The organism is Desulfobulbus sp. (assembly GCF_031547805.1).
In the GTDB taxonomy this organism is placed as follows: Bacteria; Desulfobacterota; Desulfobulbia; order Desulfobulbales; family Desulfobulbaceae; genus Desulfobulbus.
Genome location: NZ_JAVBRQ010000028.1, coordinates 80,160 through 106,270 on the forward strand (window position 1 = coordinate 80,160; position 26,111 = coordinate 106,270).

The following is a 26,111-nucleotide window of genomic DNA, read 5'->3' on the forward strand; positions in this document are numbered from 1 at the left end:
TCCGGGACAACAGGAATTCCCTTCCGGTTTTATCACTTACGACCTCCCTACAACGGACAACATCCATGATGCCTTCAAGAATTTCGTCGTGCAAATTGCTGGTGCTCTCCTTCTGTCTGTGCGGCCTGTTCCTTTCGGGGTGCGCGTTCGACAGCGGCATGATCGATCCGGCCGACGGTCGCTCCAGGCGCGATGCCGCGATCCAGCAAAAAACGGATCAACCCCAGACCGAGGCGGCGCGGCGGGACGTGATGATGCCGGTGATGAGCTCCATCAACGGCCGGATTCGCGCCTATGAGCAACGAGTGGAGGAGTGGCGAGAGGTCGAACGGAAGACCGCGACCATGGACCTGCCGCAGGAAAAATTGAACAGGATCGACGAGTGCCGTTCCCACCTCCAGCACATCCTGCTCGAATACAACGCCCTCCAGAAACAGCTGCAGCAGGAAACCCGGATCGAGGCGGCCCAGCTGCTGGCGGGCAATTCCCTGTTGCAGCTCAACCAGCAGGATATCGACTATCTCGAAAGCGGATGCGGCAAATTCCTGGCCGAGCTGAAAAACGCGACCCAGCCCTCGGCCTCGGCGACTCCCGATCCCCAAATCAAGGCCGCGTTCAACGGCGGCGACTACGGCCAGGTCATCAATCTCTATGCCCAGAGCGCGGCTACATCCGGCCAGACGCCCGCGGCCGAAACCACCTTCCAATACGGCCAGGCGCTGCTGAAGAACCACCAGGAGGCCGAGGCCTACAAGGTGCTGAACGATCTGCTTGCCCGGATGCGGCAACAGCAGGGCCAGGACGAGCTGCTGCTCAAGGTCCTGCAAAGCGTGGCCGACCTGAATTTTGGCATGGAGGCTAACGACGAGGCCCGGAAAAATTATGAGGAACTGATCCGGCTCTCCATCGAAAAAGGGGCGCAACGGGACGAATGGGCCGGGCTGCAGCTCGCCGCCCTGATGCCGACCAGCACCATCCCGCCGTCCGAAATGAAGGAATATTGCGCCCTGCTCAAGAATTACCTGGCCTACGTGCCCAAGCGGGACAGTTATAACGTGACCGAGCGGGCCGATAAATTCCTGCAGGCCTATTCGGCGTCGCCGCTGGTGCCCAATGTCAACCTGATCAAGAAGGCGACGAAACAACAGGCCGATAACTTCATAAATCAGGGCGTCGCCCGGATCGAGGTGCAGGCCGGCGAGCGGACCGCGCCCCCATCCCAGTTTCCCGCAACGGGCCAGGTGCCCGGCGATTCGTCCAGAACCGGCATCGTGCCCGTAACCGGCGGCGGCCCGGTTGCGGCGGGCAGCGACAAAAACCTCCAGGACGAGTACGACCGGGGCGTGGCCTTGCTCCAGGCCAGGGAGTACGACAAGGCGATCGAACGTTTCAACCGGTTGCAGCGAACCGCCTATGAAGCCAAGGCCCGGCCCCAGCTCGAGGAGGCCTCCAAACTCGCGGCCCAGGATTTGCGCCAGAAGGCGGCGGAATTGTTCGTCCGCGCCAGCAACAATCGCGATCCCGAGGAAAAACGCAAGCTGCTGCTGAGTTCGCGCGATCTGCTGCAGAGCATCCTGGTGAAATATCCCCAATCGGGACTGACCGACCGGGTGCAGAAGAACCTGTCCCGGATCGAGGCCGAGTTGCGGGCGGTCGAGGCCAGCGGTGCCGCGCCCCGTCCCGCTGCGGGCGGCGGTGCCTATGTGCCTCCGAGAACCGGTACCGGGACGCCCTCGCCCACGCTGCGCTGAGGGCTTCTTTCGCCTGGCCCCGGCCAAGCCGCCGGGGAGCGCCTTTTCCTTTTCCGTTCCCGAGTTTTTCCGAAGGATAAGCCGGATCCGCTGTTTTTTCCGGCCCGCCACCGGACTGCGTTTCTCCCGGTTGACAAAGCCGCGCCGGTCGCTTACTTCTGTGGCACCGCCAGCCTCGCCTGGTGGAGAAGCGATACCTGTCATCGGGGGAAACCATGTTTGAGATCACGGAAAAAACTGTCGATTGCGGTGGGGGAGAACTCCACTGCCTCGAATGCGGCCGGCCGGAGGGCCGGTCGATTGTCCTGCTCCACGGGATGAAGTTTCAGGCCGCGACCTGGCGGGAGCTGGGCACGCTGGAAGTGCTGGCCGAGCTGGGCCTGCGGGTGTTGGCCGTGGACATGCCCGGTTTCGGCCGCAGTCCGGCCTGCGACCTGGCCCCGGTCGAGGCCCTGGCCCGTTTTCTCGACCGGCTGGACCTCGGGCAGACGATCCTCGTCGGTCCTTCCATGGGAGGGCGCATCGCCCTTGAATTCGCCATCGCCCATCCCGGACAGGTGGCCGGACTGGTTCTGGTCGGAGCTGTCGGCGTCGAGGAAAACCGGGCACACCTGGCCCAAATCGCCGCTCCCTGTCTCATTGTCTGGGGTGGGGCGGACCAGGTTTCGCCGCTGGCCAACAGCGAGATCCTCCTGGCGGGCCTGCCGGACGCGCGCCGGGAAATCTATCCCGAAGCCCCGCATCCCTGCTACCTGGAGCGGCCCGAGCGATGGCACGCCAGTCTCCGCACCTTTCTTTCCGCCTTGCACACTTAAGGACATCGCCCACCTTATGGGAAAAACACTGATCATCGCCGAAAAGCCGAGCGTTGCCACCGACATCGTCAAGGCGCTTCCGGGGAAATTCACCAAGGCCAAGACCCATTTCGAAAGCGACGACTACGTCATCTCCTTTGCCATCGGGCATCTGGTGTCCATTGCCTATCCCGAGGAGATCGATCCGGAATTGCACAAGTGGACGCTCGACAGCCTGCCCATCCTGCCGGAATCCTTTCCCCTGACGGTGCTGTCCGAGACCAAGGCCCAGTTCAATGCCCTGACCAAGCTCATCCGCCGCAAGGATGTGGACGTGATCGTCAACGGCTGCGATGCCGGCCGCGAGGGCGAGTTGATTTTCAAGTACATCCTCAAGCAGGCGGCGAACAGTACGGTGGAGCGCAAGCAGATCAAGCGCCTGTGGCTGCAGTCCATGACCCTGGACGCCATTCGCGACGGCTTGGGCCATCTCCGGGAGGACAGCGAGATGCGGCCGCTGGAGGACACGGCCCTGTGCCGCTCCGAGGCCGACTGGCTGATCGGCATCAACGCCACCCGGGCGCTGACCTGCTACAATTCCCGGTTCGGCGGCTTTCGCAAGACCCCCTGCGGCCGGGTGCAGACCCCGACTCTGTCGCTGCTGGTCAAGCGGGAGATCCAGCGGCGCGAGTTCGTGCCCCAGACCTACTGGGAGCTGCACGCCCGTTTCGATTGCGGCGCCGCCGTCTACGACGGGGTCTGGATCGATCCCGATTTCGCCAAGGACGACGAGCAGAACCAGGGGCGGCGCAACCGCATCTGGGACGAGGAAAAAGCCAAGGCCATTGTCCTTCGCTGCGCCGGCAAACCGGCCGCGGTGGAAGAGACGAGCAAGAAATCGACCAAGGGGGCGCCGCCGCTCTACGACCTTACCCTGCTGCAGCGCGAGGCCAACAGCCGCTTCGGCTTTTCCGCCAAGAACACCCTGGCCTTGGCCCAATCGCTGTACGAACGGCACAAACTGATCACCTATCCCCGGACCGACAGCCGCTGTCTCCCCGAAGATTACCTGGCAACCGCCGGGCAGGTGATGGTCCGGCAGCAGGAGTGGCAGTTCGGCCGATTCGCCGCCGAGGCCCTGGCGAAGAAATACCTGAAGCCGGACAAGCGGATCTTCAACAATAAAAAGATCTCGGACCACTTCGCCATCATTCCCACCACCGGCCTGCCCAAAACCCTGTCCGAACCCGAGCAGAAGATCTACCAGATGATCGTGCAGCGGTTTCTGGCCGTTTTTTTCCCGCCGGCGGTCTACCACAACACCCGGCGGGTGTCGCTGGTGGAGGGAGAAACCTTCCTCACCGAGGGCAAGATTCTGGTGGAGCCGGGCTGGCGGGCCATTTACGGGGCGAGCAGCGAGGAGGACGGCGACAAGGAATTGCAGGCCCTGCCGGCCGGCACCGAGGTCCGCTGCGGGGACATCGACCGGCAGGAACATCAGACCAAGCCGCCTCCCCGGTTCACCGAGGCCACCTTGCTTTCGGCCATGGAAAACTCGGGCAAGCTGATCGACGACGAGGAACTGGCCGAGGCCATGAAGGAACGGGGCTTGGGAACCCCGGCCACCAGGGCGGCGATCATCGAGAAGCTGATCAACGAGAAATACATCGTCCGCGAGCAGCGGGAACTCGAGCCCACCGGCAAGGCCTTCGAGTTGCTGAGCCTGCTGGAGGCCAGGCAGATCGATGTCCTGGCGTCGCCCGAACTGACTGGCGAATGGGAGTACAAACTCAACCAGATCCTGCGCGGCACCATGACCCGGGACCAGTTCATGCACGAAATCCGGGCCATGACCGGGACCATTGTCAACAAGGTCAAGCAGGAGGGCGGCGGCGAGCGGAAACCGGCTGCGTTTTCCCCGGTCGACGGAGTCAATTTTTACGAAACGGCTTCGGCTTACGAGTCGGAAGACAAGAAGTTGGTCGTCCGCAAGGTGCTGGGCGGCCGGGTGATGACCGAAGAGGAGATCCTCGCCCTGATCAAGGGCGAAACCGTGGGGCCGTTCAGCGATTTCCGCTCGAAAAAAGGCAAGCCCTTTACCGCCTCGGTGCATATTGTTCATTCAAAGGTGGAGTTTATCTTCGCCGACTCCGGTGAATTCGATCTCGACGAAATCCGCGGCCAGGAGCCGCTGGGCCAGTCGCCCATCGACAAGACCAAGGTGTTCGAGACCCCGGTCGGGTTCCAGTCGGAATCGGCCTTGGCAGGCGACCAGAAAAACGGGTTGCGGATCTCGAAGATCATTCTTGGCCGCCGGCTGGACCGGGAGCACATCGGCCAGTTGCTGGCCACCGGCCGCACCGGTTTGATCACCGGTTTCATCTCCAAGAAGAAAAAACCGTTTGACGCCTTCTTGCTCCTCGATGCCAAGGGCAAGTTGAGTTTTGAATTTCCTCCCCGGGAAAAGAAGGGGCGGGCCAAGGATGCCGACAAGGACTCCCCGCCCTCGGATGCCCGGGAGGATTGATCGTTGACAAGGCGCTGCGCGTCCGGGTTTTAGGCTTCGGAAGGCAGCCAGCAAGGAAATCATGCGACATTTAAAGAAAGAATACGCGGCAAGAGAAGGAAAGGAACTGGCGGCGGTTTGCGCCCGCATCGCCTCGGACACCAAGGCCGAGGATCTGGTGGTGCTGGATGTGAACGGCCTGGCCTCCTTTACCGATTATTTCGTCATCATGAGCGGCCGGTCCACCCGGCATGTCCAGGGCTTGGCCGAGGCCATCGCCGGCGAGCTCCATGCCAAGCGGGTCAGCAGCAGGCACAGCGAGGGCCTGCGCGAGGGACTGTGGGTCCTGCTCGACTTCGGCACGGTGGTGGCACATATTTTCTATCATGAAAACAGGAAGTTTTATGACCTTGAGGGGTTGTGGCACGATGCCCCCAAGCTCGATGTGGACGCCCTGCTGGCCGACGAATCGTGCGCATAACCTTTCCGGAGGTGCATCATGTCTGCTCCTGTTCCGATTATTTTGACCATTCTTGACGGCTGGGGCGTCGGCAAACCCGTCGACACCAACGCGGTGTTCGTTGCCGACACCCCGAACGTGGACCGGCTGAGCCGGGAATTCCCCACCACCACCCTCGTTGCCCACAACGGCATGGTCGGGTTGCCGGAAGGCCAGATGGGCAACTCCGAGGTCGGCCACCTCAACATCGGCGCCGGCCGGATCGTCTACCAGGACTACACCCGCATCAACCGGGCCATCGATTTGGGCGAGTTCGCCGCCAATCCGGTGTTCAACGACACCATGGACCGGGTGCGGCAGGCGGGTTCGCGGCTGCATCTGTGCGGGTTGGTGTCCGACGGTGGCGTCCACAGCCATCTCCGCCACCTGGTCACCCTGATCGAGCTGGCGGCGGGCAAGGGGATCGAGGTGGTGGTGCACGCCTTCATGGACGGCCGGGACACGCCGCCCACCAGCGGCCTGGAATTCATGGGGGAACTGGTTGCGGCCATGGACCGCATCGGCTGCGGCCGCGTGGGGACGATATCCGGGCGCTACTGGGCCATGGACCGGGACAAACGCTGGGACCGGGTGAAAAAGGCCTGGGATGCCATGGTCTGCGGCCAGGGGCCGACCGCGGCCGATCCGCTGGCCTGCATCCGGGAGGCGTACGGCCGGGACGAAACCGACGAGTTCATCACCCCCACGGTGCTGGTCGACGACAACGGGGCCGTGGGGCGGATCGCGGCCGATGACGCGGTGATCTTTTTCAATTTCCGCGCCGACCGGGTGCGCGAGCTGTGCCATGCCTTCGGCGATGCGGACTTCAACGGCTTTGACCTCGAATGCCGGCCGAACTTGCTGGTGCTCGCCACCATGACCGAGTACGAGGCCGATTTCACCTTTCCCGTCGCCTTTCCCCCGGTCAGCCTGACCCGGATCCTGGGCGAGGAGGTCAGCCGCCACGGGCGGCGCCAGCTGCGGATCGCCGAAACCGAGAAGTATGCCCATGTCACCTATTTCTTCAATGGCGGCAACGAGGTGCCCTACGAGGGCGAAGACCGCATCCTGATCAATTCGCCCCGCGATGTCGCCACCTACGACCTCAAGCCGCAGATGAGCGCGGTGGAGGTGACCGACACCCTGCTGCGGGTCCTGGCCGAGAAGGAAGCGGCGGGGACGCCCTATGACCTGGTGATCCTGAACTTCGCCAACGGCGACATGGTTGGCCACAGCGGGGTGATGGCGGCGGCGGTGGCGGCCTGCGAGACCGTCGACCGCTGTGTCGGCCGGATCGAGCGCTTTGTCCGGGAGCGGGGCGGGGTGATGCTGATCACCGCCGACCACGGCAACGCCGAGCAGATGGTCGATCCGGAAACCGGCGGCCCGTACACGGCCCACACCCTCAACCCGGTGCCGTGCATTCTGGTCGCGGACCGGTTGAAAGACAGGAAACTGCGGCAGGGCGGGGCGCTGAAGGATCTCGCGCCCACGCTCCTGGACTTGATGGAACTGCCTCGCCCGGCCGAAATGGAAGGGGAGAGCTTACTGGCCTGATCGCCTCAATCAAAGGAAATACCATGCGTTATATCAGCACCCGGGGCGGGATCGCGCCCCTGCGTTTTCAGGATGCGGTGATGATGGGGCTGGCCCGCGACGGTGGCCTGCTCCTGCCCGAAACCCTGCCCACGGTGGACGCCGGCATGCTCGACCGCTGGCAGCACCTGCCGTATCAGTATCTGGCCAAGGAAATCCTCTCGCTCTTCATCGACGACATCCCGGAGCACGATCTCGAGGACCTGATCGAGCGGGCCTATGCCAGCTTTGCCCATCCCCAGGTGACGCCGATGACCAAGCAGGGCGAGGTCTACATCCTGGAGCTCTTCCACGGCCCGACGCTCGCCTTCAAGGACGTGGCCCTGCAGCTGCTCGGCAACCTGTTCGAGTACGTGCTGGCCCGCACCGGCGGTTTCATGAACATCCTCGGCGCCACCTCGGGCGACACCGGCAGCGCCGCCATCGCCGGGGTGCGCGGCAAGAACAACATCAACATCTTCATCCTCCATCCGCACGGCCGCACCAGCCCGATCCAGGCCCTGCAGATGACCACGGTGCTCGATCCCAACGTGTTCAACATCGCGGTCCGCGGCACCTTCGACGATGCCCAGGCCCTGGTCAAGGCCATCTTCAACGACCTGGCCTTCCGGGACCGCTACCGGCTGGGGGCGGTCAACTCGATCAACTGGGCCCGGGTCCTGGCCCAGGTGGTCTACTACGTGTACGCCTACCTCAAGCTGCGCAAGCTGGGGCATGACAGCGTCGATTTTTCCGTGCCCACCGGCAACTTCGGCGACATTTTCGCCGGCTATGTCGCCAGGGCCCTGCTGCCGCGCGGCTGCATCCACAGCCTGATCCTGGCCACCAACGCCAACGACATCCTCGCCCGGTTCGTGACCGAGGGCGACTACTCGCGCGGCCAGGTGCAGGCGACCAGCAGCCCGTCGATGGATATCCAGATCGCCTCGAATTTCGAACGCTACCTCTACTATCTGCGCGGCGGGGACGGCGGCGCGGTCCAGCGGGACATGGAAGGTTTTGCCGCCACCGGCCGGCTCGATTTCGCCGCCTGCCGGCAACGGGTGGCCGAGGATTTCCGCTCCCGTTCGGTCTCCGAGGAGGAAACCTTGGCGACCATTGGCGATTTTTATCGGCAATACGGCTACCTGCTCGATCCGCACACTGCGGTCGGCGTCAAGGCGGCCCTTGAATTGCGCGATCCGGCTCGGCCGATGGTTTGCCTGGCCACCGCCCATCCGGCCAAATTTGGGGCGGCCGTCACCCTGGCCATCGGCAGCGAGCCGCCGTTGCCGCCCGCCCTGGCCGAACTCGTAAGCCGCGAGAGCCGTTGCGCCGTGCTGGATGCCGAGCTCGGCGCGATCAGGGACTTCGTCGCGGCCAATGCCCTGCAATAATCGATAATCCATTGGCACAGGAGCACGACCGCCTTGATTGACATGAACCGATACCGGGAGCAGGTCGAGGAAGCGGCCGCGTTCATCCGGGAACGGGTGGCCGAACCGCCCGAGGTGGTGATCCAGCTGGGGACCGGGCTCGGCGAATTGGCCAAGGCCATGGATGTCGACTGTTCCTGGCCGTACGCCCAATTGCCCAATTTTCCCCGTTCCACCGTGGCCAGCCACGACGGCAACCTGGTGGTCGGCAACCTGGCCGGCCGGCGGGTCGCCATCTTGCAGGGGCGTTTCCACTGCTACGAGGGCTACGCGGCGCGCGAGGTGGCCTTTCCCATCCGGACCCTGGCCCTGGTCGGGACGCGAGTCGCCATCATCACCAATGCCAGCGGCGGCCTCAATCCCGCTTTCCGGCCCGGGCACATCATGGTGCTGGCCGACCATCTCAATCTGCTGGGCGACAATCCCCTGCGCGGGCCCAATATCGACGAGTGGGGGCCGCGTTTTCCCGACCTGTCGACCCCCTACGATCCCCGGCTCCGCCAGCTCGCGCTCGGTCTGGCGGGCCGGCTGGGGCTTGACGAGGTGGTCAGCGGCACCTATGTCTGCATTCCTGGCCCCAGCCTGGAAACGCCGGCCGAGACCCGCTTTCTGCGGATGATCGGCGCCGATGCCGTGGGCATGTCGTCGGTGCCCGAAATCCTGGTGGCCCTGCATGCGGGCATGCGGGTGCTGGGCCTGTCGGTGGTGGCCAATGTCAACGATCCCGACCAGTTCCAGCCGATTCTGCTCGACGACATCATTGCCGCGGCCCGCAGGGCCGAGCCGCGCCTGCAGCAACTGATCATTCAAACCCTGGCGGAGCTGACTCCATGACCGAAATCGCGGCAGACCTCATCCTCACCGGACGCTACCTGTTGACCATGGACCGGGAACGGCCGCTGATCGAGCGGGGCGGGGTGGCCATCGGCGGCGACACCATCCTGGCGGTGGACAGCGCCGACCGGTTGCTGGCCCGCTTTCCGGGAGCGCAGGTGATCGCCGAACCGCACGGCCTGATCATGCCCGGCCTGGTGAACGTCCACACCCACGCGGCCATGTCGCTGTTCCGCGGACTGGCCGACGACCTGCCCTTGATGCGGTGGCTGAACGACTACATCTTTCCGGTGGAAGCCACCCTGACCGGCGAGATCGTGCATCTGGGGAGCCAGCTGTCGATCTGCGAGATGATCAAGTCCGGGACCACGTCGTTTTGCGACATGTACCTGTTTGCCGGCGAGGTGGCCAGGGCCGCCGAGGAGGCGGGCATCCGGGCCTGGATCGGCGAGGTGCTCTACGATTTCCCCTCGCCCAATTACGGCGCGCTGGAAAACGGCTTTGCCTATACCAAGGACCTGCTGGCCCGATATCGGCGCCATCCGCTGGTCACCGTCACCGTGGACCCGCACGCGGTCTACACCTGCTCGCCGGACCTGCTGACCCGGCTGGGAACCATGGCCGCGGAGGAAGAGGCGCTGTATGTGATCCACCTCAGCGAGAACGAGGACGAGGTGCGCACCTGCCGCGAACGCTACGGCCGCACCCCGGTGGAGCATCTCGAGGCCCTCGGCCTGCTCGGGCCGCGGGTGGTTGCCGACCACTGCGTCGTGCTCACAGCCGAGGAGATCGCCCTTTTGGCCGAGCGGGGCGTCAAGGTGGCCCACTGTCCGGAATCGAATTTGAAGCTGGCTTCCGGCATCGCCCCGGTGGTGCGGATGCTGGAGGCGGGGATCTGCGTGGGGCTGGGCACCGACGGCAGCAGCTCCAACAACGATGTCGACCTGTTCGGCGAGATGAACACCGCGGCCAAGATCCACAAGGTCGAGCAGATGGACCCCACGGTAATGAACGCCGAGACCACCTTGCACACCGCCACCCTGGGCGGAGCCGGGGTGCTGGGCGCCGGCGGCCTGATCGGCAGCATCGAGCCGGGAAAAAAGGCCGACTGCATTGTCCTTGACCTCGACCAGCCGCACCTGACCCCGCTGTATCACCCGACCTCGCATCTGGTCTACGCCGCCCGGGGCAGCGATGTGATCCACTCGGTAATCAACGGCCGCCTGGTGATGCGAAACCGCCGGCTGCTCACCTTGGACGAGCCGGCGATCCTGGCCCGCGCCGCCGAGATCGGGGCCGGGTTCCGCCGGGGCCGCGATGGCGGTTGACAGGGAATCGACCGGAGTGCTATTATCAAGTCCTTTCGTTCTTCTTCGCTTATTCTACATGAGGTGTCGTCATGTTCGGACTCGGAATGCCTGAGCTGATCGTTATTCTGGTTATTATCGTCATTATCTTCGGGGCCGGCAAGCTGCCGGAAATCGGCAGCGGCATCGGCAAGGGTATCCGCAACTTCAAGGAAGCGGTCAAAAAGGACGACCCCAAAACCCTGGACAACGACAAGGACAAAGAGGCCTGATCCGGCCTCTTGCCGCTTCTCCCCCCCCCATCGGTGCCGCCATGTTTGGACTTGGAATTCCTGAACTGATTGTCATTTTGGTCATTGTCTTCTTCCTTTTCGGCGGTAAGAAACTGCCTGAAATCGGTGCCGGCCTCGGCAAGGCCATCGGCTCCTTCAAAAAGGGGCTGAACGAGGTCGAGGAAACCGCCACCGATCTCAAGAAAAGCCTGCCGGTGGTCAAGGAGATCACCGAGGTCAGGGAATCGCTGGAACAGGTCGGAAAAATAACCGGTTCCGCCGACAAATAATCGCCCGGCAATCTCCCCCCGGTTCGCCATGGAACCCCCTGGCGAACCCCCGCTGCTTTCCCGATACGTCTTTTTTATTAGCGCTTGACAAGCCCCCCCCTTTTCAGTAAATGCTCCTCCTTACACAGATTGCAATTCTGTGAATAAACAATTGCAAAATCGTATTTAATTTTACAATTTTGTGCATTTTTATTCGTGATTGTCGACTTCGCCAGCGCGAACGACCGTCCAGGAGCCGTCCATGTGCCGATTAGCTCTCAAAAGCGCAGATATCCCTTTTTCCCCCTACGAAGTGCTCTCCGCCATGGAGGCCATGCAGGAAGGCTATGACGGCAGCGGCCTCGGCTTGCTGCTGCGGGGTGTGGAGTTCGACGAGTTCAAGCTCAAGCCCCACCATGTGGTTCTCTCCGGTATCGCCCACACCGAGGCCGCCTTCCACCGGTTGACCGACTGGATGGGCGCCCAGGGTTTCCGGGTCAAATACGCCCACGAGTTCGAGCGCCGGCCCGAACTGATCGAGGCCGGAGACCGGTTCACCTATCTGGTGCGGGTGTACCGGATTCCGGAGGCCTGGGCCAACCTGAGTTTGGAGCAGATCGACGACAAACTGCTCGAGACCCGGCTGGCCATCCGTCGGGACGGTGAAGCCCATGGCGGCGATATCACCGTCTTTTCCCTGTACCGCGACGTGGTGATGATCAAGGAAGTGGGCTGGCCGCTGGCCGTGGGCGACGCCCTCGGTCTGGCCGACGGCCGGCTCAAGGCCAGGGTGGTCATGGCCCAGGGGCGGCAGAACACCAACTACGGCATCAATCTCTACGCCTGCCATCCCTTTTTCATCCAGGGCATCGCCACCATGACCAACGGCGAGAACACCGCCTTCGTCCCGATCAAGGAATGGCTGCTGGGCAAGAACATCCCCGGCTATTTCGGCTATCATTCCGATTCCGAGACCTTTACCCACATTCTCCATTACGTGACCAAAAAGCTGAAGCTGCCGCTGGAGTTGTACAAGCACGTCATGACCCCGCTGAAGACCGAGGAGTTGGATGTCCATCCCAACGGCGATTTCCTCAAGGGGCTGCGCACTGCCTGCCGCCGCCTGATCATCGACGGCCCCAATGCGGTCATCGGCACTCTGCCCGACGAAACCTGCCTGCTGGTGATGGACCAGAAGAAGATGCGGCCGGCCACGGTCGGCGGCCGGCCCGGCGCCTGGGCCATCGCCTCGGAGATGTGCGGGGTCGACGCCCTGGTGCCGGACCGCAACCCCGCCCTCGACTTTCAGCCCATGCGCGAGCACACCGTTATCATTCCACCTGAACGCAAGGAACGCATAATATGGTCTCAGTTCGATCGATTCACTCTTCCCCAAGCAGCCTGACCTACCACGACCTTCCCTGGATCATCGCACACCGGGAAGACCGCTGCACCCTGTGCGGCCGCTGCACCTCCGTTTGCCCGGTGGGGGCCATCTCGCTTTCCCATTTCCGCCAGCGGGTGCCCAAGCTCGATGTCCTGCAGAAGCGGCGGGGCAACGACTACCGCCATTTCACCGGCATCCGCCAGAACACGGCGATCGAGAAGCGATGCATCGGCTGCGGCATGTGCGCCTCGGTCTGTCCCAACGAGGCCATCGGTCCGCATGCCAACGACAACGAGCACCGGGCGGTCTTCCATCTCAATCAGAAGGGCGATGCCCACAAGCGCGGCGGCCGGCGCAATGTCCCCGGCAGGACCGTGCTGGACCGGATGCAATTCGGCCGCATCTCGATGCTGACCGACCCGGCGCTCGATGCCGGCCGCCACGAGTTCAACATCAACACCATCCTCGGGCGGGTGCTGCCGCCGGAGGAGTTCCTCCGCCGCAAGCTGGTCGGGGAATGGATTCCGCCGACCCGGGAGATCTTTCCCTTTGTCATCGGCTCGATGTCGTTCGGGGCGCTGTCGCCCAACATGTGGCTCGGCCTGCTGCAGGGCGTGGCCTACTGCAACGAGGTGCTGGGCATCCCGGTGGTGATGGCCACCGGCGAGGGCGGCTGTCCGCCCTGGGTACTGAAGAGCCCGTTCCTCAAGTACATCATCCTCCAGATCGCCTCCGGCTATTTCGGCTGGGACGAGATCATCCGTGCCATCCCCGAGATGCAGTGCGACCCGGCGGCCATCGAGATCAAGTACGGCCAGGGGGCCAAGCCCGGCGACGGCGGCCTGCTGATGTGGTTCAAGGTCAGCAAGCTCATCGCCCGGCTGCGCGGCGTGCCCGAGGGCGTCGACCTGCCGTCGCCGCCGGTGCACCAGACGCTCTATTCCATCGAGGAGAGCGTCATGAAAATGATTCAGACCATGTCCATGGCCTTCGGTTTCCGGGTGCCGGTCTACCCCAAGGTCTCCGGTTCGACCTCGGCCAAGTCCGTGCTCAACAACCTGGTGCGCAATCCCTATGCCGGCGGCCTGCTGATCGACGGCATCGATGGCGGCACCGGCGCGGCCTACAACGTCAGCATGGATGCCACCGGCCATCCCATCGCCTCCAACCTGCGCGAGTGCTATCTGGACCTGGTCCGCCAGGGGCGCCAGAACGAGATTCCGCTGTTTGCCGCCGGCGGCGTCGGCAAGAACGGCAATGTCACCCAAAACGGCATGGCCCTGATCATGCTCGGCGCCTCCGGGGTCCACATCGGCAAGTACATCATGCAGTCCTGCGCCGGCTGCCTGGGCAATGAGATGGGGCGCTGCAACGTCTGCAACGTCGGCCTGTGTCCCAAGGGCATCACCAGCCAGAATCCCAAACTCTACCGCCGTCTCGATCCCGACGAAGTCGCCCAGCGGGTGGTCGACGTGTTCATGACCATCCGCACCGAAATCAAGAAGATCATGGCCCCGCTCGGCCGTTCCCAGAGCCTGCCCATCGGCATGTCCGACGCGCTGGGCATCGAGGACAAGGCCATCGCCGAGCGGTTGCAGATCAACTACATTTGCTGATTCAGGTCTTCAGGACAGAGCTTTGACATTATGAGCGACACACAACGCACCATTCTCACCATCCGCGGCCGCGACGCCAACAACCAGCGGATTTCATCCAAGATCTTCGAGGAAGAGGTCCGGGCGGCCGCGGCCGTCGCCGACGAGCTGATCCTCGAATCCTATGGCCAGCACAATATCGGCCTGCGGCTCGGTTCCAAGGAGCGGCCGCTGACCATCCGGGTCAAGGGGCCGGCCGGCCAGCGGCTCGGCTGCATGGGTCTGCCCGGCGCGACCGTCGTGTGCGAGGGCTCGGCCTCGGACGATGTCGGCTATCTCAACATCGGCGCCGACATCGTCGTCAAGGGCGATGCCACCAACGGCGTCTGCAACGCCATGGCCGGCGGCCGGGTGATGATCGGCGGCTCCATCGGGGCCCGCGGCCTGACCATGACCAAATGGAATCCGGACTACGAGCGGCCGCAGATGTGGGTGCTCGGGTCGGTGGGCGATACCTTTGCCGAGTTCAACTGCGGCGGTGTCGGGGTGGTGTGCGGGATCGAGGCCAAGAATCCGGAGAACGTGCTCGGCTACCGGCCCTGCGTCGGCATGGTGGGCGGCAAGATCTACTACCGGGGCAAGACCGACGGTTCCTATGCCACCACCAACGCCAAACTGGGGGCGCCGAACGAAGAGGAGTGGCAGTGGCTGATCGAGCGGCTGCCCGAGTTCCTCACGCACCTCAACCGGGGCGAACTGCTGCCGAAGCTGTCGGTCCGCGAGGAATGGCAGGTGCTGACGGCCATTACCCCCCAGGAGCGGGCCCTGATCTTTTCCGGCCCCATGCCCATGGCCGAATTCCGGCGGCGGATCTGGGACCGCGGCTTTGGCGGCGGCGACCCGTTGCGCGATATCGCCCCCGGACTCGAGCGCGGGCTGATCGGGGTGGTCGAGCCGGGCGAGTTCCGGCGGCGCAAGCCGTTCTGGGCCAACCGCGACGCGGCCGCGCCCTGCACCTTCTTCTGCCCGATCCATATTCCGACCGTCGACCGGCTGCGCCTGATCCGCGAGGGCCGCACCGACGAGGCCTACGAGATGCTGCTGCGCTACACCCCGCTGCCGGCCTCGGTGTGCGGCGCCATCTGCCCCAATCTCTGCATCCAGAACTGCTCCCGCGAAAAGATCGATTATTCCATCGACGCCGCGGTGCTCGGCCGTTCGATCCAGGCGGTGGCGCCGCCGGCCGCGACGCCGGCCATCGGCAAGAAGGTGGCGATCATCGGCGGCGGCCCGTCGGGCATGGCCGTGGCCTGGCACCTGGCCCTGAACGGAGTCGAGGCGCATATCTTCGAGCGCGATACCAAGCTGGGCGGCAAGCTGGCCCAGACCATTCCCTGGGAGCGTTTGTCCCAGGCGGTGTGGGACGTGGAAATCGACCGTTTCCTCAAGACCGAGAACCTCCAGGTCAGCCTGGGAGTGGATCTGAGCCGAGATACGGTCGAGGAATTGAAAAAATCGTTCGATTACGTGGTAGTGGCGGTGGGAACCCATCAGCCGCGCACCCTTTCCTTTCCCGGCCACCAGCGGGTCGTGCCCGCGCTTGCGTATCTCAAGGCGGCCAAGAGCGACCAGCCGATGACCACCGGCAGGCAGGTGGTGATCATCGGTGCCGGCAACGTTGGCTGCGACGTCGCGGCCGAGGCCTATCGATTGGGGGCCGAGGAGGTGACCCTGGTCGATATCCAGAAACCGCTGGCCTTCGGCAAGGAACGGATCGCGGCCGAGGCCCTGGGGGCCACCTTCAAGTGGCCGTTCATGACCCGCGAGGTCACCGCCGAGGGCGTGGTCGGGGCCGACGGCACCGTGCTGCCCGCCCAGACCGTGATCATCTCCATCGGCGACATCCCCAGCCTGCCCTTTTTGCCCGAGTCGGTGGAAGTGGTCAAGGTGGCCGGTGCGGCCTGGATCAAGACCGACGAGGCGGGCCGGACCAGCGATCCCCAGATCCTGGCGGTGGGCGACGTCGAACGGCCCGGTCTGGCGACCAACGCCCTGGGGGCCGGCAAGCGGACCGCCGAATACCTGCTGTCCGTGTTCAGGGGCGAACCCTGGCTGCCTTTCCGCCAACGGCTGATCAGTTACGAGGACCTGACCCTGGCCCACTACGATCCGGTCACCGACCGGGGCGCCACCGAGGACCAGCAGGCCGCCCGCTGCCTGAGCTGCGGTTCCTGCCGCGATTGTCACCTCTGCGAAACCGTCTGCCCCACCGGCGCCATCTCCCGCCGGGACATCCTCCCCGGCCGGGACGGGGTGAACTACGAGTATGTCTCGGACGACGACACATGCATTGCCTGCGGCTTCTGTGCCGATACCTGCCCCTGTTGCATCTGGGTGATGCGGCCGTTCTGATCCCGGCCAATGTCCGAAAAAACGAAGCCCCCCGATCGCACCGCGGTCGGGGGGCTTTTTTTTGCCGCCGGGCAAGCGGCTTCGGCTTGAGTCCGTATCGGCGGCTGTGGCGGTCGCGGCACCGGCTTTACTTGCCCTGGAAGCGGGGCGGGCGTTTTTCCTTGAACGCCCGGATTCCTTCCTGATAGTCCTGGCTGTCGTACACGTTTCGCCGTACCGATTGAATCAGTTCGAAGGTCTCGGCCGTAAGCGTGGCGCCGCGGGTGAGCAGGCGGAATTGGCGCTTGATCACCGAGACGGTCAAGGGGGCGTTGTTGATGATCTTGGCGGCCAGCTCCTTGGTGAATGCCTCGAGTTCGGCGGCCGGAACCAGATGGTTGAGCAAGCCTATGCGCAAGGCTTCCTGGGCGGAGATCGGTTGGGCGGTAAAGAAGAGTTCCTTGGCTTTGTTCAGTCCGAGGATATTGATGAAATGAATCAAACCGGAAGGATTGTAAGGAACGCCGATCTTGGCGGGGGTGATGGCGAAGGTGGCGTTTTCGCACCCGATCAGGATATCGCAGGAAAGGGCGAGGTCCAGGGCCCCGCCCCACACGCCGCCTTCGACCATGGCGATGATCGGTCGGGGATAATCTTGGACATGGCGCAACAGGGATTCGAACGGTTCTTCGTACGGCAGGGGATCGCGATAGGGATCGGGCAATTCACCGATGTCGTGGCCCGCAGACCAGACCGTGCTGTTGGCGGGCGCGCGTAAAACGACCGCCAATGCCCCGGATTTTTGATGTTGGTCGAGGGCCTCGACCAGTTCGTCGATCAAGGCCTTGCTCAGGCAATTGCGTTTGGGCGCGTTGTTCAAGGTGATGAAACCTAATTTTCCATCCAATTCGGTATGCACGAGAATCATGATTATCTCCAGGGAAGTACGGTATTTTTTCTCGGTAGTTGCTCCAGCAGAAGCCGTTTTTCAGTTTGTCGGAGCGGTCGGATCGATATCCGCCGATGGTATATTCGGGCGGAAGTTGGGAGATACAAGCGGTTCGGCGCGAAGCAGAGGCAATGCCCCGCGAGTGGCAGCGAAGTGCTTTTCATTTCCCATCCACCCGTGCCAAGAGATGGTCCACAGGCGGATGGGGTTTTTCGCGGCCGATTAGGCCAGCTTTTCAGCCTCCTCGATAGAGCGCTTGAACCGCTCGGTCGAAAAACGCAACTGGCAGCCGGGGCAGCAATTGCCGGGTTTCTTGAACCAACTGCCGGGGTTGGTCATTTTGATGCCGCATTTGGGACAGGTAACGGTGATGTTCTTGTCTTCCATCGTGATGCTCTCCTCGCAAAGAAAAAATGAATGGGTCGGGCAACCGGGCGGCTCGTTGTTGCCGCCGAAGCCGTCGCCCTTGAGGTTCTCAAATGGCCGTGAGTGTATACTCGGTGGTGCCCAGACCGATTTTTTCGGCATAGGCGAATTGGTGCTCCCACGGGATATGGGCATAGACGGCGCGGATCTTGTCGGCGGTATCCGCCTTCTTGGCCAGGCACGAGGTCGGCAGGACCGGCTGCCTGTTCATGAGGTCCACCGAGGCCTTGTCCAGGGCGACCGGGTCGGTGGAGGCCAGGATGCCGATGTCGCCGACAATGGGCGCGTCGGCATAGGAATGGCAGTCGCAGGCCGGGGAGATCTGGGTAAGGAAATTGATGAACAGGGATTTCTCCTTCTTGCCGTACAGGGCCGCGGCGGCATAATCGATCATCCGCTCCAGGAAGGCCGGGATGTCGCCGGCCCAGTCCACATCCAGGGCACCCTGCTTGCAGGCGTGCAGGCACATGGCGCAGCCCACGCATTTTTTTTTGTCGATCCGGGCCAGGCGGGTGATTTTCGGGTTGGGGGCTTTTGCCTTTTCCGCCGCGTTCCGTTCCACCAGGCTGAGCGCTCCGTGGATGCACTGGGGCAGACACATGCCGCAGCCGATGCATTTCTCCACCGCCACCACCGGCGAAACCGTGCTGTGCTGGGCCATCTTGCCCCGCCGCGAGCCGCCGCCCATGCCGACGTTCTTCAGGGCGCCGCCGAAGCCGGCCATTTCGTGGAGCTTGAAATGGGCGACCGAGACCAGGGCATGGGCGTGCATCAGGGCCGCGCCGATGAAGGCGGTCTTGAAATGGGCCGATTCCACCGGCACCTCGATTTCCTCCCGGCCGTTGAGGCCGTCGGCGATGATCAGCGGCGCCCCGATCGAGGAATAGCCGAAACCGTTGTAGACGGCGGTGTTGAGGTGATCCACCGCGTTGCCCCGTTCCCCCACGTAGAGGGTGCTGGCGTCGGTCAGAAAGGGCTTGCCGCCCGCCTTCTTGATGGCCTCCACCACCGGCCGGACGAACAGGGGCCGGACAAAGGCGGTGTTGCCCAACTCGCCGAAATGCAGCTTGATGGCGGTCAGGTCGTCCTTGGCGACGATGTCCTCCAGGCCAGCCTTGCGCATCAGGGTGCGGAGCCGGGGGAGAATCCCCTGGGACCGCTTTGCGTTCAAATCCATGGAATAGACGGTTGCCGGTGCCATGCTGCCTTCTCCTTGCCGATGTGCGTTTTCAATGAAAAAGTTGCCTCGAACGGGGCTTTGACGCAAGCCGCCCGCCCGGCCGGGCCGGCGGTCATCTCGCGCTTCCAGCCCGAAAACTACTGCAGTCCGGGCGGGTTGAATAGCTTTTTTATCCGGTTTTCCCCGTTGGTCCGTGCCGCCCGGTCACAGGCTGCGGACCACGGCCGCGATGTCCCGGTCGCCGTATCCTTCGGCCAGGGCTTTGACGAAGACGGCGTGCACCGCCTCGGCCACCGGCAGGCCTTGATCCAGTTCCCGGCCGAGCTGCAGGGTCAGGCGCAGATCCTTTTCCATGTGTTTGAGGGGAAAACTGGTGGTGGTGTCCCCGGCCAGGACCATGGGTCCCTTGACCCGGAACATCGGGTTAGCCATGGCGCCCTCGGCCAGCACCTGCAGGATTTGGTCGCCTGCCAGGCCGCATCTTTCGCCCAGGGCCAGGGCTTCGCCCAAGACTTCCATCATGGTGCCGAGCACCAGGTTGACCACCAGCTTCATCTTGGCGCCCTGGCCGACTTCCCCCAGATGCAGCGACAGCCGGCCCATCTGTTCGAAGGCCGGCAGGGATCGATCGTACAGGTCGCGGTCGCCGGCGGCGAGGATCACGAGGGTGCCGTCTGCGGCGGGTTGTTTCGTGCCCGAGACCGGCGCCTCCAGAAACCGGGCGCCCTTGGCGGCCACCGCCTCGGCGATGCGGCGCGAGGTCGCGGGGTCCACGGTCGACATGTCGACATATCCGTTGCCGGGCTCGATGCCCGCCAACACCCCGTCGATGCCGAAGCAGAGATCCAGGCTGGCCTGGGGACCGGCGACCATGGCGAACGCGATGTCGACCGCAGCCGCCACCTCTTTGGGGCTTGCTCCCTGCCTGGCGCCGAGCTCGACCAGGGGGAGGCACTTGCCCGCATCCCGGTTCCAGACCGTGACATCGAAGCCGGCGCGCAATAAACGGGCCGCCATGCGGCTGCCCATGATGCCCAATCCCAAGAAACCGTATCGCATGATTTTTTCCTCCGCAGTCGTGATTGACGATGGTACCGCCTCGGCGGGCGGCGCGAACGGGGCCGGTCAGCGCCGGCGGGAGCCGCCCAGGATACCGCCCAGCAGGCCTCGCAGGATCTGGCGGCCGACCTGGCTGCCCACGGTGCGCGCCGCCTGTTTGGCCATGGTTTCCACCAAACCCTGGCGGCCCTTGGTGCCCCAGAGAAGCTCGCCCAGCAGGCCCCGGTCTTCCGTCGTTGCCTGCGGTGCGGTTTGACCGGCCGTGACCGGGCCGTCGCTTTTTTGCGAAGCGCGGCGGCGCAAGATTTCGTAGGCCGATTCCCGGTTTATCGGGGTGTCGTACTTGCCGCCGATCGGGCTGCGGGCCCTGACCATCGCCCTTTCTTCGGGGGTGATCGCGCCCATCCGACAGCGGGGCGGACAGATCAGGGTGCGTTCCACCGGCATGGGCACCCCGTTTTCCTGAAGGGTGGAGACCAGGGCCTCGCCGACGCCCAGGCGGGAGATGGCCTCGGCCACGTCGAGTCCGGGACGGGGCACAAAGGTTTCGGCCGCGCTCCGGACCGCCTTCTGGTCGCGGGGAGTGTAGGCGCGCAGGGCGTGTTGGATGCGGCTGCCCAGCTGGCCGAGGATCTCGTTGGGCAGGTCGTCGGGGTATTGCGAACAGAAATAGAGCCCGACCCCCTTGGAGCGGATCAGCCGCACCACCTGTTCCACCCGTTGCCGCAGCGCCGGCGGGGTGTCGGCAAACAGCAGGTGGGCCTCGTCGAAGAAAACGGCCAGCTTCGGTCGGTCGAGGTCCCCCGCTTCCGGCAGGTTCTCGAACAGTTCCGACAACAGCCACAACAGAAAACCCGAGTACAGGCGGGGCTGGAGGATCAGTTGGTCCGCGGCCAGGATGCTGACGATGCCGCGCCCGCTCAGGTCGGTGCGCATCAGGTCGGCGAGTTCCAGGGCGGGCTCACCGAGCAAGGCGCTGCCGCCCGCCCGTTCCAGGGCCAGGACGGCGCGTTGGATGGCGGCTGTCGACTGGCTGCTGACCAGGCCGTAGCGCGAGGAGATTTCCTGGCGGTTTTCGAGGACAAAGCCTAAGATTTCGCGCAAATCGTCGAGGTCGAGCAGCAAGAGGCCCTGGTCGTCGGCCAGCTTGAACACGATCTCAAGGATGCCGGTTTGGGTCTCGTTGAGTTCGAGCATCCGGCCCAGCAGGGTCGGGCCGATCTCGCTGACGGTGGTGCGCAGCGGATGCCCCTGTCGCCCGTACACATCCCAGAATAAAACCGGACTGGCCTCCGGGGCAAAGCCCTCGATCCCGGTCCGGAGGGCGCGCTCCCGAATCTTTTCGTCGGGGCTGCCGGCCAGCGCCAACCCGGCGACGTCGCCCTTGACGTCGACCATGAACACCGGCACGCCCAGGCGCGAAAAACCCTCGGCCAGGACCATGAGCGAAATGGTCTTGCCGCTGCCGGTGGCGCCGGCGATCAGGCCATGGCGATTGCCGTATCTGGCGGGCAGATCGACAATCGTCTCCCCCTTGCCGATGAGTATGCGGTCCACGGTTTCCTCCTGGGCAATGTCAATGCCCTGCGGCCGTTATCTTGCGCGCGCCTGCCTGGCCGGGGCAGGCGGCCGTCATGTGTGCCGATCCCTCGCCAGCCGGTAGAGGCAGTGCAGCCGGAGCGGACTGTCCACCGGTAGTTGCGGATGCTCGAAGGTGCCGGACGGGCGCATGCCCAGGCGTTCCATTACCGCCCGTGAGCGCCGGTTGCCGACAACGGCGAAGGAGACGATTTCCTCAAGCAGCAGCTGGTGGAAACCGACGGCAACCGCGGCGGCGGCCGCCTCGCTGGCCAGCCCTTGGCCCCAATGGGCGAACGCCAGCCGCCAGCCGATCTCGACGCAGGGCGAAAAGGGGAGTTGGGTGGTGGGGGTGTGCAGGCCGACAAAGCCGATGAATTGTCCGGTGGCTTTGAGTTCCGCCGCCCAGAAGCCCCAGCCGCGCCTGGCGATCAGCGCGGCAGCGCGTTCGGCCAGGGCATCGCTCTCGCTGCGGGTGAGCACCGACGGGAAGAATTCCATCACCCGCGCATCGGCGCAGAGGGCGGCAAAGGGCTCGCGGTCCGCTGGCCGCCATTGCCGCAGACGTAGGCGGCTGGTCTCGAATTCGATCGGTTCGGCTGGATTCCAGGGCGAGGAAGGATGCATGTCCGTTTGCAGGGGGCAGGGGTTGGTTTGCTGGTACCGATCGGTCGCCAAGGGCAAAAATACCCGGTCGGATTTTCTTCGGTCAAGGGAAAAAATTCCGGTCTTTTCAACGGTTCCGGGAGATTGCGGGCGGAGCGACGGCGAAAAAGTGCCGCCAATCCGGCAAGGGGGCGGGGAGCCGGGCGAGATGGCAATGTCGCCGGGCACTTCTGTGCGGCAGAACGAGAATTCGGCCCAACCCGAGATGCGGGCGGCATCGGTGCCGAGTTGCCGGTCGATGCCGGCCGGGCAAGGCATCCGGTCCGGAATTTGGCCGCGCTATTTTTTGATGAACCGGATGATCACCTTGTATTTTTGGGTGTCGAGATCCTTGGGCAGGTTGGCGCTGTCGTTGATCAGCAGGGTGAGTACCTTGCCGTTGGACGGATCCTTACGTTGCTGTTTGCGCCGTTCCTGGCCCAGGGGGCCGACGAGGCGCTGACGGGGGGCGCGCACATGGAGCAATTCCGCCTCCACCGGCTTGCCGGTGGGACCGGACCTGCTGGGCAGCGAGCCGAGGGGGTCGATCGAGCCGATGATAATATCCACCATGGGTTTTTCCTCCCTGGATAGAAGTGGGGGGTATGGGTGTCCGTTAGGTGCCGTGGTGCAGGCGTTCGCTCACCTGGCGTTCCAGGTCGAGCAGGGTCCGTTTCATGGGCAGGCCGCCGCCGAACCCGGTCAGGGCGCCGCCCGCCCCGATCAGCCGGTGGCAGGGGATGACGATGCTTATGGGGTTGACATGGGCGGCACCGCCCACGGCCCTGGCCTTTTGCCGGCCGCCGATCCGTTCCGCCAGTTCGCCGTAGGTCATGGTTTGGCCGTAGGCAATGGTCTGGAGCTGCTCCCAGACCTGCCGTCGGAAGGCGGTGCCGTGGACCGAAAGGGGCAGGTCGAAATCGGTCAGCGAGCCCTCGAGATAGGCGAGCAGTTGCCTGGCGGCCTCGTGCAGGAGCGGATGCGCCACCCGCTCCACCGGGGGCGGCGGGGCGGCGGCCCGCTCCCTGGGAAAGTCCAGGCAGCAGAGACCGGCGTCGTCGGCGGCCAGGAGAAAATCGCCGAGAGCGGTGGCAAGGGTGGCGCTGATACGCATGGCGATCTCCTCGGGAGCCAGGAAAGGATAAGGGTTTACGGTGCCGGACGAATCCGGTCCCGCACCGCATCCAGCAGCAGGTCTTCGATGCGGGTCTGCCGGCTGAGCACCGTCGCGGCCCGGCGGTACAAGACGGCCAGGTCCGCCGGCGCTGCGCCGGTGAGGATATGGCTGCAGTTATAGTTGAGGCAGAAGATCGGCTTGGCCGGAAACGGGCAGCCCGTGGGACCGAGGAAGCAGCAATTTTCCCCGCTCTCCGACCGCACGGCCACCGGGACGTCCAGCAGCAGATTGATCAGGATCTGGAGCGCGTCGGTGTTGTCCGCCATGAGCGCGCTGCAGCACCCTCCGTCCGGCCGCGCAGCGCAGCGGCTGCACAGCCGGCCCAGCTGCATGGCCTCCATCTGGCCGGCAAGAGTCCGGCATTCCAGGCGCAGGCCGTCGAGTTCGGCGGCCAATGGCGGCAGGGCCTTGAGGCGGGGCGCCAGCTCGGCATGCAGGGCCTCGGCCGTGGCCAGCTTGTCGATTGGCCGGCCCTCGTACAGGATGCGCAGGAGTCGGTCGTTGGCGATGGTCATGGCGTGTTCCTTTAGTTGACCGTCTGGAGCATGAACTGTTTCCACACCGGCGCGGCCGCCTGGCCGCCGGTCTCGCCGGAGCCGAGCGGCATGTCGCGGTCGTGGCCGAACCAGACGCCGGCGGTCAGATCCCGGGCCGAGCCCACGAACCAGGCGTCGACCTGGTTGTCGGTGGTGCCGGTCTTGCCGCTGGCCCCGATCACCCCGGCGGCGTTCTTGCCCGTTCCCCGCCGTACCACCTGGGCCATGGCCGCCTGCAGCCAGGCGGCGGTCGCGGGGGTCAGCACCTGCTTGCCCGCGGATTGCGGCCAGGGGGTGAAGCCGCCGCGTCGGTCTCCGATCCTGGTGATGCCGACCGGGGCGTGGTACTCGCCCTGGTTGGCGATGGCGGCGTAGGCGGCGGTCAGTTCCAGCAGCGACACCGGCGAGGAGCCGAGCGCCAGCGACAGGTCGGCATCGAGCGGCGCGCTGATCCCCAGCTTCCGGGCGGTGGCGATGACCTTCTGCGGCCCGACCTGCTGCATCAGCCGGACCGCGACCACGTTGCTGGAATGGACCAGGGCCTCGGTCAGGGTGATGGGCCCTCGGTATTCCCGCTTGAAATTATGCGGCTGCCAGGGCTTGCCGTTACCGCTGTAGAGGGTGATCGGCGCGTCCGGGAACACGGCGTCCGGAGAAATGCCCTGCTCCAGGGCGGTGGCATAGAGCAGGGGCTTGAAGGCCGAGCCGGGCTGCCGGTTGGCCTGCACCGCCCGATTGAATTGATTTTCGGTGAAGTCCGCCCCGCCGATCATCGCCTGGATGCGGCCGCTGCCGGTATCCAGTGCTACCAGGGCCCCCTGCGGCGCCGGCTCGCCGGGATGGCGGCCGGCAATCCCGGCCACGCCCCCCTGGACGGCCCTGGCCGCCGCTTCCTGGAGCCGGGCATCGACGGTGGTGGCCACGCTCAGTCCCTTTTGGTAGAGATCCGCCTCCTTGTACACCGTCAGCAGTTGCTGGCGGACGTAGAGGGCGAAATAGCCGTTGATCGCCTTGCGCCACTGGCCGGCCAGGGGCAGACCTTCCTCGTAGGCGGTCCGGGCGGCATCGGCGGTGACGAGGCCGTCCTCGGCCATTCGGTTGAGCACGTAACGCTGCCGGGCCCTGGCCGCCTCCGGCTGCTTGAGCGGCGAATAGTTGCTGGGCGACTGGGGCAGGCCGGCCAACAGCGCGATTTCGCCCAGGGTCAGCTGGCTGGCCTTCTTGCCGAAATAGGTGCGGGCCGCGGCCTCGACCCCGTAGGCCCCTTCGCCGAGATAGATTTCGTTGAGATAGATGGAGAGGATTTCCTCCTTGGTCAGCATCCGTTCCAGCCGGAAGGCGAGCACCGCCTCTGCCATCTTGCGCAGATAGCTCTTTTCCGGGGAAAGGAGCAGGGCCCGGGTGACCTGCTGGGTGATGGTCGAGCCCCCCTGGCTGCGGCGGCCGGCGCGGATGTTGTTGAAGGCGGCGCGGGCGATCGACCACAGGTCGAGGCCGTCGTGCTCCCAGAAACGGCTGTCCTCGGCGGCGACAAAGGCCCGGGGCAGCAAGGGCGGCAGGCTGTCGTAGGGAACGACGATTCGGAATTCCCTGGCAATGGCGTCGATGGGCCGGTTGGAGCGGTCCAGGATCATGGTCGCCACCTGGGGCCGGTAGTCGTCCAGCGAACGGATATCGGGCAAGGAGGAAATCCAGGCCAAAACCGTGCCTAAAAGCAGCGTCACCAGGGCGGCGATGATGAGAACCATCCGGGTGAGATGGCGTTCGTCCAGAATCCGGCCGCGAAAGGGGAGAGGCCCGGGGGGAAGTTCCGTTGATGCCGAGGGTGTGGTGGACAAGAACTCAAAGAAACGGTAGTGTTGCAGTTGGGTACGGACCGGCTGGACCGGCGGTGCGCCACCGCAGCGTTTGCCGGAATCGATAGTCGTATTAATAAGTACCATGA

General features: G+C 64.5%; 23 protein-coding genes. 13 read left to right on the forward strand and 10 right to left on the reverse strand.

From position 1 onward, the window contains the following. The first annotated feature begins 65 nt into the window (after nucleotides 1–65). The 13 genes from RMR13_RS09725 (at nucleotide 66) to RMR13_RS09785 (ending at nucleotide 16,637) form a co-directional block, all read left to right on the forward strand. Nucleotides 66–1,751, forward strand: a complete 1,686-nt coding sequence (locus tag RMR13_RS09725) for a hypothetical protein (RefSeq protein ID WP_310600434.1) — start codon at nucleotides 66–68, stop codon at nucleotides 1,749–1,751. 215 nt (nucleotides 1,752–1,966) lie between these two features. Then, nucleotides 1,967–2,566 carry an alpha/beta hydrolase gene (locus tag RMR13_RS09730; protein WP_310600435.1) on the forward strand — a complete coding sequence of 200 codons (600 nt, stop codon included), beginning with the start codon at nucleotides 1,967–1,969 and terminating at the stop codon, nucleotides 2,564–2,566. A 16-nt stretch (nucleotides 2,567–2,582) separates the two neighbouring features. Next, nucleotides 2,583–5,072 carry a DNA topoisomerase III gene (locus RMR13_RS09735; RefSeq protein WP_310600436.1) on the forward strand — a complete coding sequence of 830 codons (2,490 nt, stop codon included), beginning with the start codon at nucleotides 2,583–2,585 and terminating at the stop codon, nucleotides 5,070–5,072. A 61-nt stretch (nucleotides 5,073–5,133) separates the two neighbouring features. Beyond that, on the forward strand, nucleotides 5,134–5,532 hold the full coding sequence (rsfS, locus tag RMR13_RS09740; protein ID WP_310600437.1) for a ribosome silencing factor: 399 nt from the start codon (nucleotides 5,134–5,136) through the stop codon (nucleotides 5,530–5,532). An 18-nt stretch (nucleotides 5,533–5,550) separates the two neighbouring features. Then, a complete protein-coding gene (gpmI, locus tag RMR13_RS09745; RefSeq protein WP_310600438.1) occupies nucleotides 5,551–7,107 on the forward strand; it encodes a 2,3-bisphosphoglycerate-independent phosphoglycerate mutase in 1,557 nt (518 codons plus the stop codon). 23 nt (nucleotides 7,108–7,130) lie between these two features. Next, complete coding sequence (thrC, locus tag RMR13_RS09750; RefSeq protein WP_310600439.1) at nucleotides 7,131–8,522, forward strand: threonine synthase; 1,392 nt, start codon at nucleotides 7,131–7,133, stop codon at nucleotides 8,520–8,522. A gap of 42 nt (nucleotides 8,523–8,564) precedes the next feature. Further along, nucleotides 8,565–9,395, forward strand: a complete 831-nt coding sequence (locus RMR13_RS09755; protein ID WP_310600503.1) for a purine-nucleoside phosphorylase — start codon at nucleotides 8,565–8,567, stop codon at nucleotides 9,393–9,395. Further along, nucleotides 9,392–10,723, forward strand: coding sequence for an amidohydrolase (locus RMR13_RS09760; RefSeq protein WP_310600440.1), 1,332 nt, complete (start codon nucleotides 9,392–9,394; stop codon nucleotides 10,721–10,723). Before RMR13_RS09755 ends, RMR13_RS09760 begins: the two co-directional genes overlap by 4 nt. Nucleotides 10,724–10,794: 71 nt before the next feature. Further along, a complete protein-coding gene (gene tatA, locus RMR13_RS09765; protein WP_309412176.1) occupies nucleotides 10,795–10,974 on the forward strand; it encodes a twin-arginine translocase TatA/TatE family subunit in 180 nt (59 codons plus the stop codon). A gap of 41 nt (nucleotides 10,975–11,015) precedes the next feature. Beyond that, nucleotides 11,016–11,264 (forward strand): twin-arginine translocase TatA/TatE family subunit, encoded by a 249-nt coding sequence (locus RMR13_RS09770; protein ID WP_310600441.1) that lies wholly within the window; start codon nucleotides 11,016–11,018, stop codon nucleotides 11,262–11,264. Between the two features lie 241 nt (nucleotides 11,265–11,505). Continuing rightward, nucleotides 11,506–12,648, forward strand: coding sequence for a glutamate synthase (locus RMR13_RS09775; protein WP_310600442.1), 1,143 nt, complete (start codon nucleotides 11,506–11,508; stop codon nucleotides 12,646–12,648). Then, complete coding sequence (locus tag RMR13_RS09780) at nucleotides 12,606–14,246, forward strand: glutamate synthase-related protein (RefSeq protein ID WP_310600443.1); 1,641 nt, start codon at nucleotides 12,606–12,608, stop codon at nucleotides 14,244–14,246. The genes RMR13_RS09775 and RMR13_RS09780 overlap by 43 nt, the downstream gene beginning before the upstream one ends. Nucleotides 14,247–14,276: 30 nt before the next feature. After that, on the forward strand, nucleotides 14,277–16,637 hold the full coding sequence (locus RMR13_RS09785; RefSeq protein ID WP_310600444.1) for an FAD-dependent oxidoreductase: 2,361 nt from the start codon (nucleotides 14,277–14,279) through the stop codon (nucleotides 16,635–16,637). A 127-nt stretch (nucleotides 16,638–16,764) separates the two neighbouring features. Here the strand turns inward: RMR13_RS09785 and scpB are convergent, their stop codons facing one another. From scpB to RMR13_RS09835, 10 genes are all read right to left on the reverse strand, one after another. Continuing rightward, nucleotides 16,765–17,544 carry a methylmalonyl-CoA decarboxylase gene (gene scpB / locus RMR13_RS09790; protein ID WP_310600445.1) on the reverse strand — a complete coding sequence of 260 codons (780 nt, stop codon included), beginning with the start codon at nucleotides 17,542–17,544 and terminating at the stop codon, nucleotides 16,765–16,767. Nucleotides 17,545–17,787: 243 nt separating this feature from the next. Next, nucleotides 17,788–17,952 carry a hypothetical protein gene (locus tag RMR13_RS09795; protein ID WP_310600446.1) on the reverse strand — a complete coding sequence of 55 codons (165 nt, stop codon included), beginning with the start codon at nucleotides 17,950–17,952 and terminating at the stop codon, nucleotides 17,788–17,790. An 88-nt stretch (nucleotides 17,953–18,040) separates the two neighbouring features. Continuing rightward, a complete protein-coding gene (locus tag RMR13_RS09800) occupies nucleotides 18,041–19,192 on the reverse strand; it encodes a DUF362 domain-containing protein (protein WP_310600447.1) in 1,152 nt (383 codons plus the stop codon). 183 nt (nucleotides 19,193–19,375) lie between these two features. Beyond that, nucleotides 19,376–20,233 (reverse strand): NAD(P)-dependent oxidoreductase, encoded by an 858-nt coding sequence (locus tag RMR13_RS09805; RefSeq protein ID WP_409070283.1) that lies wholly within the window; start codon nucleotides 20,231–20,233, stop codon nucleotides 19,376–19,378. 63 nt (nucleotides 20,234–20,296) lie between these two features. Next, nucleotides 20,297–21,787: a helicase HerA-like domain-containing protein gene (locus RMR13_RS09810; protein ID WP_310600449.1), complete on the reverse strand. Its 1,491-nt coding sequence runs from the start codon at nucleotides 21,785–21,787 to the stop codon at nucleotides 20,297–20,299. A 75-nt stretch (nucleotides 21,788–21,862) separates the two neighbouring features. Continuing rightward, nucleotides 21,863–22,435: a GNAT family N-acetyltransferase gene (locus tag RMR13_RS09815; protein ID WP_409070284.1), complete on the reverse strand. Its 573-nt coding sequence runs from the start codon at nucleotides 22,433–22,435 to the stop codon at nucleotides 21,863–21,865. Nucleotides 22,436–22,753: 318 nt separating this feature from the next. After that, nucleotides 22,754–23,026, reverse strand: coding sequence for a hypothetical protein (locus RMR13_RS09820; RefSeq protein WP_310600451.1), 273 nt, complete (start codon nucleotides 23,024–23,026; stop codon nucleotides 22,754–22,756). A 43-nt stretch (nucleotides 23,027–23,069) separates the two neighbouring features. Continuing rightward, a complete protein-coding gene (locus RMR13_RS09825; RefSeq protein ID WP_310600452.1) occupies nucleotides 23,070–23,567 on the reverse strand; it encodes a methylated-DNA--[protein]-cysteine S-methyltransferase in 498 nt (165 codons plus the stop codon). Between the two features lie 35 nt (nucleotides 23,568–23,602). After that, nucleotides 23,603–24,145, reverse strand: a complete 543-nt coding sequence (locus RMR13_RS09830; RefSeq protein WP_310600453.1) for a hypothetical protein — start codon at nucleotides 24,143–24,145, stop codon at nucleotides 23,603–23,605. Nucleotides 24,146–24,156: 11 nt separating this feature from the next. Next, nucleotides 24,157–26,109, reverse strand: coding sequence for a PBP1A family penicillin-binding protein (locus RMR13_RS09835; protein WP_310600454.1), 1,953 nt, complete (start codon nucleotides 26,107–26,109; stop codon nucleotides 24,157–24,159). Between the last annotated feature and the right edge of the window lie 2 nt (nucleotides 26,110–26,111).

What these genes read in the sequence shown, in the direction of transcription:
- RMR13_RS09725 (WP_310600434.1), top strand. Translation starts at nt 66, where the DNA reads ATGATGCCTTCAAGAATTTCGTCGTGCAAATTGCTGGTGCTCTCCTTC.
- RMR13_RS09730 (WP_310600435.1), top strand. Translation starts at nt 1,967, where the DNA reads ATGTTTGAGATCACGGAAAAAACTGTCGATTGCGGTGGGGGAGAACTC.
- RMR13_RS09735 (WP_310600436.1), top strand. Translation starts at nt 2,583, where the DNA reads ATGGGAAAAACACTGATCATCGCCGAAAAGCCGAGCGTTGCCACCGAC.
- rsfS (WP_310600437.1), top strand. Translation starts at nt 5,134, where the DNA reads ATGCGACATTTAAAGAAAGAATACGCGGCAAGAGAAGGAAAGGAACTG.
- gpmI (WP_310600438.1), top strand. Translation starts at nt 5,551, where the DNA reads ATGTCTGCTCCTGTTCCGATTATTTTGACCATTCTTGACGGCTGGGGC.
- thrC (WP_310600439.1), top strand. Translation starts at nt 7,131, where the DNA reads ATGCGTTATATCAGCACCCGGGGCGGGATCGCGCCCCTGCGTTTTCAG.
- RMR13_RS09755 (WP_310600503.1), top strand. Translation starts at nt 8,565, where the DNA reads ATGAACCGATACCGGGAGCAGGTCGAGGAAGCGGCCGCGTTCATCCGG.
- RMR13_RS09760 (WP_310600440.1), top strand. Translation starts at nt 9,392, where the DNA reads ATGACCGAAATCGCGGCAGACCTCATCCTCACCGGACGCTACCTGTTG.
- tatA (WP_309412176.1), top strand. Translation starts at nt 10,795, where the DNA reads ATGTTCGGACTCGGAATGCCTGAGCTGATCGTTATTCTGGTTATTATC.
- RMR13_RS09770 (WP_310600441.1), top strand. Translation starts at nt 11,016, where the DNA reads ATGTTTGGACTTGGAATTCCTGAACTGATTGTCATTTTGGTCATTGTC.
- RMR13_RS09775 (WP_310600442.1), top strand. Translation starts at nt 11,506, where the DNA reads ATGTGCCGATTAGCTCTCAAAAGCGCAGATATCCCTTTTTCCCCCTAC.
- RMR13_RS09780 (WP_310600443.1), top strand. Translation starts at nt 12,606, where the DNA reads ATGGTCTCAGTTCGATCGATTCACTCTTCCCCAAGCAGCCTGACCTAC.
- RMR13_RS09785 (WP_310600444.1), top strand. Translation starts at nt 14,277, where the DNA reads ATGAGCGACACACAACGCACCATTCTCACCATCCGCGGCCGCGACGCC.
- scpB (WP_310600445.1), bottom strand. Translation starts at nt 17,544, where the DNA reads ATGATTCTCGTGCATACCGAATTGGATGGAAAATTAGGTTTCATCACC.
- RMR13_RS09795 (WP_310600446.1), bottom strand. Translation starts at nt 17,952, where the DNA reads ATGGAAGACAAGAACATCACCGTTACCTGTCCCAAATGCGGCATCAAA.
- RMR13_RS09800 (WP_310600447.1), bottom strand. Translation starts at nt 19,192, where the DNA reads ATGGCACCGGCAACCGTCTATTCCATGGATTTGAACGCAAAGCGGTCC.
- RMR13_RS09815 (WP_409070284.1), bottom strand. Translation starts at nt 22,435, where the DNA reads ATGCATCCTTCCTCGCCCTGGAATCCAGCCGAACCGATCGAATTCGAG.
- RMR13_RS09820 (WP_310600451.1), bottom strand. Translation starts at nt 23,026, where the DNA reads ATGGTGGATATTATCATCGGCTCGATCGACCCCCTCGGCTCGCTGCCC.
- RMR13_RS09825 (WP_310600452.1), bottom strand. Translation starts at nt 23,567, where the DNA reads ATGCGTATCAGCGCCACCCTTGCCACCGCTCTCGGCGATTTTCTCCTG.
- RMR13_RS09830 (WP_310600453.1), bottom strand. Translation starts at nt 24,145, where the DNA reads ATGACCATCGCCAACGACCGACTCCTGCGCATCCTGTACGAGGGCCGG.
- RMR13_RS09835 (WP_310600454.1), bottom strand. Translation starts at nt 26,109, where the DNA reads ATGGTACTTATTAATACGACTATCGATTCCGGCAAACGCTGCGGTGGC.